12 protein-coding genes and 1 pseudogene are annotated in these 13,345 nt (G+C 46.7%); all 13 read left to right on the forward strand.

Annotated elements, in window-relative coordinates; all coding sequences use genetic code 11:
• The first annotated feature begins 87 nt into the window (after positions 1–87).
• The 13 genes and pseudogenes from DS743_RS02815 (at position 88) to DS743_RS02880 (ending at position 13,275) form a co-directional block, all read left to right on the forward strand.
• A complete protein-coding gene (locus DS743_RS02815; protein WP_035184510.1) occupies positions 88–828 on the forward strand; it encodes a hypothetical protein in 741 nt (246 codons plus the stop codon).
• On the forward strand, positions 828–1,802 hold the full coding sequence (locus DS743_RS02820; protein ID WP_003615224.1) for a hypothetical protein: 975 nt from the start codon (positions 828–830) through the stop codon (positions 1,800–1,802). The genes DS743_RS02815 and DS743_RS02820 overlap by 1 nt, the downstream gene beginning before the upstream one ends.
• Positions 1,795–3,219 carry an RsmB/NOP family class I SAM-dependent RNA methyltransferase gene (locus DS743_RS02825; RefSeq protein WP_035184509.1) on the forward strand — a complete coding sequence of 475 codons (1,425 nt, stop codon included), beginning with the start codon at positions 1,795–1,797 and terminating at the stop codon, positions 3,217–3,219. Before DS743_RS02820 ends, DS743_RS02825 begins: the two co-directional genes overlap by 8 nt.
• Positions 3,220–3,263: 44 nt before the next feature.
• Entirely contained in the window at positions 3,264–4,112 is an 849-nt protein-coding gene (locus DS743_RS02830; RefSeq protein WP_035184507.1) for a S66 family peptidase, read from the forward strand.
• A gap of 308 nt (positions 4,113–4,420) precedes the next feature.
• Positions 4,421–4,552 carry a hypothetical protein gene (locus DS743_RS02835; RefSeq protein ID WP_257786134.1) on the forward strand — a complete coding sequence of 44 codons (132 nt, stop codon included), beginning with the start codon at positions 4,421–4,423 and terminating at the stop codon, positions 4,550–4,552.
• Between the two features lie 169 nt (positions 4,553–4,721).
• The gene (locus DS743_RS02840) at positions 4,722–5,090 is read left to right on the forward strand and encodes a hypothetical protein (RefSeq protein ID WP_231128298.1); all 369 of its coding nucleotides are present in this window, start codon (positions 4,722–4,724) and stop codon (positions 5,088–5,090) included.
• Between the two features lie 126 nt (positions 5,091–5,216).
• Positions 5,217–9,664: pseudogene (locus tag DS743_RS02845) on the forward strand (Eco57I restriction-modification methylase domain-containing protein).
• Positions 9,664–10,398: a DNA methyltransferase family protein gene (locus DS743_RS02855; protein ID WP_035184504.1), complete on the forward strand. Its 735-nt coding sequence runs from the start codon at positions 9,664–9,666 to the stop codon at positions 10,396–10,398. Before DS743_RS02845 ends, DS743_RS02855 begins: the two are co-directional and overlap by 1 nt.
• Positions 10,399–10,528: 130 nt before the next feature.
• Positions 10,529–11,101 carry a GNAT family N-acetyltransferase gene (locus DS743_RS02860; protein ID WP_035184503.1) on the forward strand — a complete coding sequence of 191 codons (573 nt, stop codon included), beginning with the start codon at positions 10,529–10,531 and terminating at the stop codon, positions 11,099–11,101.
• On the forward strand, positions 11,094–11,867 hold the full coding sequence (locus DS743_RS02865; protein ID WP_035184502.1) for a YdcF family protein: 774 nt from the start codon (positions 11,094–11,096) through the stop codon (positions 11,865–11,867). The genes DS743_RS02860 and DS743_RS02865 overlap by 8 nt, the downstream gene beginning before the upstream one ends.
• Positions 11,868–11,880: 13 nt before the next feature.
• Positions 11,881–12,384 (forward strand): DUF4256 domain-containing protein, encoded by a 504-nt coding sequence (locus DS743_RS02870; protein WP_035164926.1) that lies wholly within the window; start codon positions 11,881–11,883, stop codon positions 12,382–12,384.
• Positions 12,385–12,403: 19 nt separating this feature from the next.
• Positions 12,404–13,072, forward strand: coding sequence for an MmcQ/YjbR family DNA-binding protein (locus DS743_RS02875; RefSeq protein ID WP_035164924.1), 669 nt, complete (start codon positions 12,404–12,406; stop codon positions 13,070–13,072).
• 74 nt (positions 13,073–13,146) lie between these two features.
• Positions 13,147–13,275, forward strand: coding sequence for a hypothetical protein (locus DS743_RS02880; protein WP_257786135.1), 129 nt, complete (start codon positions 13,147–13,149; stop codon positions 13,273–13,275).
• Positions 13,276–13,345: the final 70 nt, after the last annotated feature.

Below are 13,345 nucleotides of genomic sequence, written 5' to 3' on the forward strand. Positions count from 1 at the left end.
GGCTTTCTTAGCCAGGTCATTTTTTGCAATCGTCCAGGCTACCTCAAAAGGTTGGTAAATGATAAAATCAACTGGTGAGGAATGCATATGACACAATTTATTGAAAAAATTTCAGCCTTAGCCAAGGAATTTGCTGATCCGGAACTGGGCCGGCAAGTGCAAGAGATCAAAATGATCGATGAGTGCGTATCTAGCCAGCGGATGATGCTGTTCGCGCCAGACCGCTTAGGCATCAGTGATGACCGTTTTGCCGAGCTGACCTGGGAGCTGCCTGACAGCCAGATCAAGGACCTGCGGGTTTTAAACAACCTGCTGAACAATGTCCGCCAGTACCTGTCCCTGGAATATGGGATCTGGTCACTGCCAAACATGGAGACGGCCCAGCTTTTTAAAAACGAATTAGGGATTGAGACAGCCCTGGAAGTTATGGCTGGCAACGCCTACTGGTCTAAGGCCTTGAGCGAGGCCGGGATTCAAGTCTGGGCCACGGATTCTTTAGAATGGTCCAGGAGCTCAAAGACCGGGAAGAAGCCTTTTTACCCAGTTGAAAACCTGCCAGCTGACCAGGCAGTCATGAAGTACGCGACCTGCGACATGATTCTCTGCTCCTGGGCGCCGAATTTCGGCCAGGCGGATTTGGAACTGATCGCTGCCAAGCAGCACTACGCTCCAGCTGCCCGCCTTTTTTTCATCGGGGAAAAAGGGGTGACCAATTCCCCGGAATTCTGGACCAGAAAGCATTTCGCCAAATCAAGCGAACTGAGAAAGATTAACCGCAGCTTTAAGTCCTACGACTTTATCAAGGAAAAGTTTATTGAGGTGAGCTGATGAAAAGGTACAAACTGTTTGTTATTTTGTCCACCTTTTTCCTCTTCATCATGATTGGCATCGTCTACTCCAACATGCAGTCCCAGCTGGCTGACCAAATTCTGCAGGCGCAGGGGATGAGCATGGAGGCCCGGATCGTCAAGCCGAAGAAGACCATGACAATTGCCTCCTTCCTTAAGTGGATCAAGAAAGAATTCCCTAAGGAAAGCATCCAGATGCAGTTCAAGAGCAAGGAGGACAAGAACCAGGTCTTGATCTGGTCACAAAACCGGGACCTCAACTACTTCCCTGTTTCCAGTGGCCGCTTTTTCAGTGAAGATGACTTTAAAGGGCAGGTCACCATCGCGGCGGTCTCCCCATCTTCAGCGGCTGCCCAGATCAAGACCCAGGGCAATACTTACTTGATCGCCAACGGCCAGTACTATTCAGTTGTCGGCAGCCTTAAAGCTGTGCCATACCAGTCTAGCAAGGCCTACTACTTGACGACGGGGGTTAAGCAGGAAACCGGGCAAAGCCGGATAAACCACTTTACCTTGTACGTGGACGCCAGCAGCCAGACGATCGGCAAGATCGCCAGCCACTTAAAGAGTGAGACCTATTGGCCGGACTTCGTCAAGCGGGGCCGGCAAAGAAGATTGACGCTTCTCATGCCAGAAGCCCTCTTGATCCTCTTTTTGCTGGGCGTGGGGGTCCTTTTGATGGGTCTTATTGCCTGGCTGACTTGGAAAGAAACTGATTTGAGCCATGTTAAGGGAGACCTGTTGCCCAACCTCCTCTTGAACCGGAGCGGGCGTTTTATCGTCTTTATGGTTCTAGAAGCTTTTGCCTCCTACTTCCTCTTGGTGTGGAAGGCCTACTACAGCAATCAGAGCATTTTAGGCCTGCTTTTGCTCGGGACAGTCGTGGTTGAACTGGCAGTATATGTTGGAATGATGGTTTATATGTACAGAAAGGGGAAACAGGCGGATGATTGAGATCCCAGACCAGTTTAAGGAGAAATTTACGGGTCTGCTTGGCCAGGAAGAAGCCGGCAAGCTGCTTGACTCTTTGGCTGAGCCAAGCAAGAAGGCCTACCGGATCAACAGTTTGAAAAAGGGAGCAGTGGCATACCCGCAAGAAGAGGTGGTGCCCGGCATCCCTAACGCTTATTACGGTGAAGTCTCCGGCAAGGACCCGGAATGGACAGCTGGCATGGTTTACTCGCAAGACCCGGCAGCCATGTTCCCGGCCCAGGCAATTCCAGTTAAGCCAGGTGACAAGGTTTTGGACTTATGCGCGGCTCCCGGCGGGAAAAGCACGGCTTTAGCCCAGAAGCTGCAAGGTGAGGGCTTATTGGTAGCCAATGAAATTTCGCCGTCCCGAGCCAAAATTTTGCGGGAAAACCTGGAGCGGTGGGGCGTTTATAACGCTGTCGTTACGAACTGCGACTCTTTTGCCTTGAGCGCCCGTTTCCCGGGATTTTTTGACGCGATCTTAGTGGACGCGCCATGCAGCGGGGAAGGGATGTTCAGAAAGAGCGAGGACGCCATCAAGTACTGGAGCCAGGAGAATGTTGACCTCTGCGCAGACCGGCAAAGGGAAATTTTGACTGAAGCGGTTAAGATGCTGAAGCCGGGAGGGTATTTGCTCTATTCGACCTGCACCTTTTCACCAGAAGAAGACGAGGAGATCGTCAGCTGGCTGCTGGATGAATATGGCTTTAAGCTTTTGCCAATTGCGGCAGAGAAAGCCGCGCCTGGCCGGCCGGAATGGGGCAACGGGGATGCTAGTTTAGCAAACTGTGCCCGTTTTTGGCCACAGGACGGTGTTGGTGAAGGGCAGTTTGTCGCCAGCCTGCAAAAGGCAGCTGGCGAAGAAAGCTTTGCAGCTGAAGCAGGAGAAGTTTTTTCTCCAGTCAGAAAAAACGAGGACAAGAAGAAAAAGGGCAAAAGCAAGAATAAAGGGAATAGAAGCAGCCTGGAGCGGCCAAGCAAGGAAGAGTACGGCTATATCAGTGAAGCTATAGCCGGCTTTAACTGGCCGGAAAGTCTGGCTTCCTGGCCAAGCCAGATGCTGAAGAGCAAGGATCATGTCTTTGTCCCGGCCCTTGAACCTGAACAATTGAAAGGGATCAAGGTCCTTAACAACGGTCTGGAACTGGGGATTTTGAAGAAGAAGCGCTTTGAGCCAAGCCACCAGCTGGCGGAAGTTTTAGGTCAAGTTGACCAGGAAAGAGTGGTTGACCTAACTGAAGACGAGTATGACCACTACCTGCATGGGGAAAGCCTGCAAGTTGACTCCAGCTTGAAGGGCTTCGTCTTGGTTTCCTGCCGGGGGATGATTTTCAGCTTTGGGAAACTCTCTGGCAAGGGACAGCTGAAGAATTACTATCCTAAGGGTTTGCGGCAATAGCAGATTAGCTTTATATAATTTTGCTTATGTGAAAAGGAGACAGCATGATGAAGGCAGCCCTGGTTGGGTGTTCAAATCCCTTAAAAGCAGCATATCGGCCAGTTGTTGACCAGCTGGTAAAGATCTTGGAAGACCGGGGACTGGAAGTCGTGGTCAGTCAATTTTTGACCGATGATACATTAATTGGCCGGGGAGAAAAGCGGGCCAGGGAGCTGGAAAGTTTCTTCTTAGATCCAGAGATGGCGCATATTTTTGACATTTCTGGCGGGGACTTGGCCAATACGGTTTTAGGGCACTTGGATCTGGATCAGATCAAGGACAGCCAGGCGGTCTTTTACGGCTACAGCGATTTGACCACGATCTTGACGGCCCTGGCCAAAAACGGCAACCAGGCGGTCAACTTCCAGCTGCGCAACTGCCTGGTCAACAAGGATTTGCTGAAGAGCGGCTATTTTGACCGCCTGCTGGCAGGTAAAGAAGCAGCAAAAGAGCTCGATGAGCTAGAAGTGACTTTTGTCCGGGGAAGTAAAATGGCAGGGCCAGTTTACGGGGGCAACCTCCGCTGCCTGCTGAAACTGGCGGGGACGCCCTATTGGCCCGATTTTACTGGCAGCATCTTGCTGCTGGAGGCCTACCGGGGTCAGCCGGAGCTGGTAGCTAGTTTACTTGAGCAATGCCGGGAGACCGGGATTTTTAACCAGATCAGCGGCGTTTTGCTGGGGACATTCAGTGAGCTGGACAAGTTAAAGGAAAGCCAGTTGCCAGAAGAAATTCTCCTGGACCTGCTACCAACAAATCTTCCAATCGCCAAGACTGAATTTATTGGCCACCGGCCGGATGCTAAGGCAATAAGGCTGGGGCAAGAGTGCGCTTTCAAGGAAGTTGGCGTATAATATAAGTATAAAACCGCCCGCTAAGCCCCGTAGAAATCGGGTGATTATGATGCTTAGCGAGAAAATTATTGACTTGTTGGTATGCTTTGTAGCATTCGTTGTATTTGCAATTGTCGTTTCTATCTATCCAGAGGAAATGTTTGCATTGTTGATCGCGACCGTTCTTTTGATCGGCATTTATGCTGTAGTTAAGGAACTGGTCAAGGACTGGTTGAAACACAACCATCGTTTTGGGGTATGACGGGCGGAAAATAAGCGCGGACTGGATTAATGCTAGACCGCGTTTTTATTTTGAAGCGGAGAAGATTATGGAATACGAATACAGACTGGTTGACCGGGATCTGGCGGTTGACGGAGTAAAAAGGCTTTTGCCAGATATAGTTTGGAAGATTGCCAATACGGAACTGGTTGAAGGTATTGGACTGCCAGAGGTTAGATGATCTGCGACGGCAAAGCAACTGAAGGGATGACCGTCAAGGAAGTGATTACCGTGCACATCTGAAGCGGGCGATGCAGTTCATGCTGTCCAACCTTGACCGGCCAGTTGACTTGGACCTGGTGAAGTAATACAACCGGATTGTATGTGAGAGCTTGTGTGATAAGCCGGGGATGCCAGCTATTGGAAAAATTGAGGAAGTGTTGCGGCTGGCAAAAGAGATTGACCACCCAACAAAGCAAGGCTTCTATCTGTTTGGCCATATTGCCAGAGAGCAGTGGTTTAATGATGGCAACGAGCGCACCGCCCAGCTGGTGGCCAACCATGTTTTTGTCCAAAATAACGCGGCGATACTGGCAGTCCCGGTTGAAGAGCGGGAAAACTTTTGGCACAAGCTGGTGAAGTTCTATGAGACTGGCCAGCAAGATGACTTGAACGACTTCTTGTACAAGACCTCGATTGGAATCATGCCGGGCGGCTTGACTATGGAGAAGACCCGGGAGATCGATGAAAGAAACAGAAAATGGTTGGGGCTGGAGTAAAGCGAAAAGAATAAACAAAGGCTAGGCTGACTTTATGTTGGTCCTAGCCTTTTTTAGGTCATGTTGCTCACAAAAAACATCATTCTTACTTTATAATGGTATATAGCTAATTAGAGGTAAGGAAAAATGAAAAGTAATTTCGAATTTTTAAAAAAAGAGGATGATCTCCAAAAGTATTACGTCAATGCGGTAAATGCTGAAAGGCTGTATGCAAATGGATACTATTCTGAAGAAGTGATCAACGTTAGAAAGATCGCGGAAGAGCTTACTAAAGACATCATGGATTTGGAATACTTGCAGGTTGACGAGCGCGCGACTTTTAACGATAATTTGACTCGCTTGCGGAAGGGTGCCTATGTTACTGACCGGGCTATTAGCGTCTTTTACGAAGTTAAGCGCAGTGGGAATGTTCAAGCACATGCTTTGGAAGAAACGGCCACTAAAGAAAGCGGCTTAAAAGAGCTGAAAAACATTCGCTACCTGCTCGCTGATTTTGCCCACAAATATTACGACATCCATGTCAATACCAGTTCAGATGAGTTTATTGAACCGGAAAGAGAAACTAATTACTCTTCTTCTGAGAGAAGACTGGTTTACATTCAAACTGCTGATAATTCAAGTGGAAATTGGCCAGCCTATATTGGGGCACGAAAAGTTGGCAAGGCATCTATTGAAGAAGACTTTAACAACGACTTAAGACCTAATAGTGATTATCTGCGTAAGCGGGCAGACATGCGAATAAAGCAGTATATGGGAACAGGTGGTGTACCATACGTCGTTGAATGGGCTGAATTGGGCTACTCACCAGTTACCAAGAGATGGTTTGGAGATGAGGCAGTTCATGATGTCTTAAAGCGTTCTGGGATCAAGCATGCTGAAGGGTTGGAAGGCAACGAGTGGTACAAGGTCGATCTTGAAACTGCCAAAAAGGCGATTCAAGCGGTCAAAGATGGTAAGAGTGCCATTGAGCTTGATAACCAAGCTCCTAAGCAGCAAAAGCCAATTGAGGTTAAGATCACTCTTAGACCAGAGCAGAGGGATGCGATTGACAAGACCAAGGCCGCATACAAGCACTACAACCGTATGCTTTGGAACGCAAAGATGCGCTTTGGTAAGACCATCACTGCTTTGAGCTTGGTTAAAGAGTCTAAGTACAAGAAGGTCCTTATTATGACTCATCGGCCGGTGGTCAACGAGGGCTGGTTTGAAGACTTTAACAAGATTGGCATGACCAAGGCTAGCTATCTCTACGGCTCTAGAAACCGGGGCCACAGATCAGTTGATGAACTGGAAAACTTAGGCCAGCCATACGTTTACTTTGCTTCCATTCAAGACCTGCGGGGGTCAACAGAAATCGGTGGCAAGGTCAGCGATAAGAACCACGATGTCTTCTCAGTTGCCTGGGACTTGGTTATTGTTGATGAAGCCCACGAAGGGACGCAGACTGACCTGGCACAAAACGTCCTTGATGCTGTATTAAGAAACAAGCGGACTACCAAGCTTTTGGAATTGTCCGGTACTCCGTTTAACCTGTTGTCTGACTATGACGAAGAGCAGATTTTCACTTGGGACTACACCATGGAGCAGGAAGCTAAGCTTGCCTGGTCAGAAGAACACCCGAATGAAGTCAACCCATACGAGAGTCTGCCAAAGGTTTCCATGTACACCTTTGAGATGAGTGACCACTTTAAGGACATCAACTTTACCGGGGATGGTTTAGGGAGATATTCATTTAACTTCAAGGAGTTCTTCCGGACTGATGAGAATGGCAAGTTTGTGCATGAGAAGAATGTCCGCCAGTTCTTAAAGAACATTACTTCACCTGGTCCAACAAATTATCCATTTGCCAACCGGACTTTCCGGAACAACTTGCGACACACTTTATGGATTTTGCCAGGGATTAAAGAATGTAACGCCTTGGAAGACTTGCTTAATGAACCAGGTACAGTCTTCCACGAAGAAGGCTATAAAGTAGTTAACGTGGTTCGCGGAGACAAGACAGCGGATGAAGAAGCCAGTCAAAGCGATGTAGAACGCGTTAACCGGGCGATGGATCCAGATCCAGCAACAACTAAGACGATTACCTTAACAGTACGGAAGATGACCACTGGGGTAACGATTAAGCCTTGGACTGGCGTTTTATTCTTGTCAAACACCAACAGTGCCATGCAATATCTGCAGGCTGCCTTTAGAGCACAGACGCCATATGCGTCAGCGACTTTCGGTCAGAAGACCAACTGCTACATTTTCGACTTTGCACCAGACCGGGCTTTGACGGTTATGGCCGAAGCAAGCAGTTTGTCGACGGGGGCTGGTAAGCTGAATAGCGATGAACAGGAAGAGCGGATGACCAAGTTGCTCAACTTCTTGCCGATAATCGGTGAGAAGGGCAATAAGATGCATGTCTACAACGTAAACACGCTGCTCACCAAGCTCAAGAAGGCATACGCGGAAAGAGCGGTTCGGTCTGGTTTTGATGACAATTCTATCTATTCAGACAAGCTCTTGAATATTGAGAGTCAAGACATTCTTGATAAGTTCAACAAGCTGAAGGCAATTGTTGGGACAACCAAGAAAGAAAAGCAAGAGACAAAGATTGACATCAACAATCAAGGCTTGACCGATAAAGAGTCAGAGACAGCAAGAAAGGCCAAGAAGAAAAAGCCAAGAGAGCGTACCAAAGAAGAGCAAGAAGCTCTCGACAAGGTTAATGCTCTTAAGCGCCAGCGACGAGCTTTGATCTCGATTTTGCGTGGTATTTCGATTAGAATACCAATGATGATCTATGGGATGGACATTGACTTTGATGAAGACGTGTCAATTCAGCAATTCATGAACCGGGTTGACGATGTGTCTTGGAAGGAATTCATGCCTGCTGATGTCACGAAGGAAATGTTCAAGGAGTTTATTCCGTATTACGACTCGGAGATCTTTATCGAAGCTGGGAAGATCATCAGAAGACGGGTAAAAGAGCTGGATAAGGCTGATCCACTTGACCGGGTAGAAAAGATCGCGGATATTTTCGGGACATTTAGAAATCCTGACAAGGAAACCGTGCTTACGCCATGGCGCGTGGTTAACATGCATTTGGGCAAGACGATTGGCGGACTTGTTTATTATGACGACGATTATGAGACCCAGTATGTTGATGGCAAATCTGCGATGCACTGGGTATCATCTGAAAATACAGAGCGGGTTTATCATGAGAATACCCGTATTTTAGAGATCAACGCCAAGACTGGGCTTTATCCGTTGTTTGCGGCTGCATCCCTGTACTGGAAGGAATTCCAGAAGATGAATGATCAGACGGCTGGTAAGTTTAGTTTGATCGATGAGCAGTTCATTTGGCAGAAGATTCTGCGGGAAAATATCTTTGTTGTGGCTAAGACACCGATGGCAAAGGAGATCGCGACACGGACTCTGAGAGGATACAATTCGGATTGGGATGTTAACGCGGAATACGTCGAAAATATTATTAAGGACGCTAAGACCGACGTTGATGCTGAAGCTAAAAAGATTGAGAGGCTATTTGGAAACATGAAATTCGACGTCGTGATCGGTAATCCGCCGTATCAAGATTCTGCAACAGGTGATAATGACAACTATGCTGCACCGATTTATAGCGACTTTATGGATCTCTCATATAAACTATCTGATTTAGTAACGCTGATCACCCCAGCCAGATTCTTGTTTAATGCAGGTGGTACGTCTAAACAATGGAATAAGAAGATTCTGAATGATCCTCATTTCAAGGTTGTTTTGTATGAAGCAAACAGCAGCAACATCTTCCCGCACACTGATATAAAGGTGGGGTTGCTGTCTCTTTGAGAGATGAGCATCAGAAATTTGAACCTATTGAAATTTTTACCGCTTTTCCAGAACTAAATAGCATTCTTAAAAAGGTTCTTCCCAAAACAAATGGATCTCTATCAGAAATAATATCAGGACGTGGTGTATATAAGTTGTCCGATAAAGCTTTGGCCGATCATCCGGAAATAGAACAGTTACAATCGAAGGGTCACAAAAAGGATGTTGGGTCAGGTGCCTTCAGAGTTCTAAAGGATGTAGTTTTCTTTAAAGAGAAACCCAGCGATGGACACGATGATTATGTTAGATTTTTAGGTCTATCTAATAGAACGCGCGAATATTGGTGGGGTAGACAGATATACCAAGATGTTCCAGATAGTTTCTACCACTATAAAGTTTTTGTACCAAAAGCAAATGGTAGCGGTTCATTAGGTGAAACTCTAACAACACCCCTGATCGGGGAACCCCTGATCGGGGCGACTGAAACTTTTATTTCAATTGGTGATTTCTTGACTGAGATTGAAGCTACAAATTGTTTGAGTTATATCAAGAGTAAGTTTGCTAGAGTAATGTTAGGTGTTCTAAAGACAACTCAAGACAATACTCGAGCAAAATGGGAATATGTTCCTCTTCAAGACTTTACCCCTAACTCAGATATCGACTGGACTAAGTCAATCCCTGAGATTGATCAACAGCTTTACAAGAAATATAACCTCTCTGAGGACGAGATCAACTTTATTGAAACGAAAGTGCAGGCAATGGATTAATGACTGATGAACGATTGATCAAATCGGCGGATCGGGTCAAGGATGTCGGTGAAGTATTTACACCAAAGCGCATAGTTGATCTGATGCTAGATCAACCGGAAATTAGTGCTAAAGTAAATGACTTGACTGCTACTTTCCTTGAACCCTCGGCTGGTGAAGGGGCTTTTTTAACCGAATTACTAAAGAGGAAGATGCAAGTAGCTCTTGAGGGCAGTACCTCAATCGAAAACTATGAAGATAGAATCTTACTGGCACTTTCATCTCTTTATGGTATCGAACTGATGGAAGATAATTATCGAATGCTTCGACACAACATGCGTCAGACTTTTTCAGTAAATTATCTTAGAGGACTTAAGGCGAAAGGCCTTCCGGAACATGGTAAAAAGAAGATTCTTGAGAGTGCTAAGACGATCATTTACGCCAACATGGTTCAAGGTAATACCCTGACTTACAAAAATTCGCAGGATCAGCCTATCATTTTCAGTGAATGGGCTTCACATAAGCAAGATGGTCGGATTTGGGTTAAGCGCACAACTCAGACTTTTGAGTCGATTGTTAAAGGCGAGCAGACTGATAATGGTTTAGTCGTTCCAGAAGATTCACAGCTCGACTTATTTACTGATTTCGATCCAGATACCCATGAGGTAAAATCGAAGGATTCTTATCTCCAATATAAGCCTGTTCAAATTGTTGACGTCTACAAAGAAGAGTTAGTTGATACAAACAAAGAATAAGCGAAAAATGCATCCCTAAGTATGATCTTTTCATACCAGGGATGCATTTTCTTGTTCTATCTGAGCTTTTTCCTTCATGTTAAAATAAAGCTGTTAGTAAGTAAGTGCTAGTTTTTTATGGAGAAGGCTATTGACTGAATTAGAGTTAAGAAGGGCTAACGTCGGGGATGCGGAAAGATTGCTTGAAATCTACGCTCCTTATGTGGAGAAGACAGCAATCACTTTTGAGGATGAAGTTCCACCTATTGGCGAATTTCAAAACCGGATTTTAAAAACTCTGCGGATCTATCCCTATCTAGTCGCGCTTAAAGATGGCAAAATCGTTGGCTATGCCTATGCTAGTGCATTTAAGGAGCGGGCAGCTTATGACCACAGCGTGGAGTTGTCGATCTATGTCGACGCTAATGTCCGTCACCAGCATGTAGGCAGATTTTTATATGACGCGATAGAAGACTGTTTAAAGAAGCAGGGCTTTCTCAACTTGAACGCCTGCATCGCTGCTCCTATTGGTGAAGATCCGTATCTGGATGACAACAGCATTCGTTTCCATGAGCACTTAGGCTACAAATTTGTCGGCCGTTTCCACCAGTGCGGCTATAAATTCGGCCGCTGGTATGACATGGTTTGGATGGAGAAGATGCTGGGTGAGCATATCGTGCCTGCACCAGCGATCATTCCTTTTCCGGAGATGAGAAATGATTAACGACATCAATACCCTGGCTGACTACTTAGGTCCCTGCGACTTGCCGACTTTGACCCCGGCAGCCTTAGAAGAAAAATATGGCATCCCCCAAGCCGACGCTTTCGTTTTATTTGGCGGCAGTATTCTGCCCGGCGGGGATGTCTTTGCCGCGGCTAAAAAGGCTGAGATTGCCAAAAAATACATCATCGTCGGTGGTCATGGCCACACGACTGATGGCTTGCGGGCCCAGGCAAAAGCCGTCTTTCCGGATCTGGAAGTTGATTCTTTGTCAGAAGCGGAGATTTTTGCCGCCTATGTACAAAGAAAGTACCAGATTACTGCCGATTTACTTGAATGCCAGTCGACCAATTCTGGCAACAACATCACTTACTTGTTAGATCTGCTTAACCGGCATAATATTGACCTGTCATCGGTCATCCTCTGCCAGGACGCGACCATGCAGCTGCGCTTAAGTGCTGTGTTACGCAAGTACCGGCCAGAGCTGACCATCATTAATTACGCGTCTTACCAGGTTCATGTCTTGGAAAAAGACGGACAGCTGGCTTATGATAAGGAGATCCCTGGCATGTGGCCAATGGACCGTTATATCAGCCTGCTCATGGGTGAGATCCCGCGCTTAAGAGACGATATAGATGGCTATGGGCCGCTTGGGAAGAACTATATAGCGCATGTGGATCTGCCATCTTCGGTTGAAGGAGCTTTTGCCCGCCTGCTTAAGGAATACGGCGGCTCTGTCCGCCAGGCTAACCCGGCATATAAGAGCTAGTTTGAGGTGAAAAATGAACGAGTTTAAAGAGAGATTTTTAGCTAATATGGACCGGCACCCCGGCCTTACTTGGGATGAGTTTTTGGGTAAACTGGATTCTGAGAAAAAGGCGGCGCTTGCCTGGATGGAAGAAAGCGGCGGGGAGCCAGATGTAGTTGCGTTAGACTCTGGCTTAGCTATCGTTGACTGCGCTAAAGAAGAACCAGCCGGCCGGCGGAGCGTTTGCTACGATAAAGAGGCCCGGATTAAGAGAAAGAAGTTCCCGCCGGAAACTAGTGCTGAAGAGACGGCAAAAGAACATGGCTTGTCCCTGCTGGATGAAGCAGACTACCGCCAGCTCCAGGAATTAGGCGATTTTGATCTGAAGACCAGCTGCTGGATTGAGACGCCTGCTGAAATCAGAGAAAAGGGCGGAGCTCTTTTTGCGGAAAAACGCTATGGTACTGTCTTTGTCTACCATAACGGGGCGGACTCTTACTACAAGGTCCGGGGCTTTAGGGCCAAGCTGATCTTGTAAGTTTTGAGTGATAATTATGATAAACGTAGAAGAAGAAATATTTGCTAAAAGACAGTGCAGGTTTAATAAGCTGGCCGCCTATGGCTTCAAGAAGAATGGTGATGACTATTATCTTGAAGTTCCCTTGAAAAGTGCTAATTTCCTCGCAAAAATTATAGTTTCTTCGGTTGGTAAGGTCAGCGGTAACGTCTATGATCTTGATACCGGGGATGAATATCTTTTACTTCGTGTTGAAAGCGACACAGGCAGCTTCTCAGCTGTGGTCAAGGCGGAATACAGGGCGCTTTTGCAGGATGTTGCCGATAAATGCTTCGTCAAAGCCCAGGCAGACCGGATCAAGGATGAAATTAAGGCCAGCTACGGTGATGAGCCAGATTTTCCATTTAAGAAATTCCCAAACTACGCCGTCTTCCGAAATCCCCAGAACCGGAAATGGTATGGCCTGCTGATGACTGTGCCACTGTGCAAGCTGACAGGCGACGAGAAGGACCAGCAGGAAGTCACGGTACTTAATTTGAAGCTGGCTGAGGAAAAATTGCCTGCTTTGCTGAAACAGGAGGATTTTTTCCCGGCTTACCACATGAATAAGCAAAACTGGTTGTCAGTTCTGCTCAATAATGATCTGCCTGATGAAGAAGTTCTGGCCATGCTGGACGAAAGCCGGGCTTTTACTGAAAGAAAGAAGTAGCAAGATGGATCCTAAATTCAGATATGAGCTGACCAGTTTGATTCAAAGCCACGGCGGCAAAGGTGACCGGCTCGGTGTCCGGCGTGACTGACTACTTGCTGAAGGGCGAGCTGGATCATGTCACCGGCAAGTGTAAAAAAGCTGCTGAAAAAGGGACAGCAGTAATCGGCTATGAGGACTTAATGTCGCTTTTACGGAAATAAAACATACTAATCTGGTGTTGGATGATTACTCGACGGAGTAGTCGTTCAACACTTTTTCTTTTACTATATA

The sequence above is a fragment of the Lactobacillus leichmannii genome, from assembly GCF_024701915.1.
Classification (GTDB): domain Bacteria; phylum Bacillota; class Bacilli; order Lactobacillales; family Lactobacillaceae; genus Lactobacillus; species Lactobacillus delbrueckii.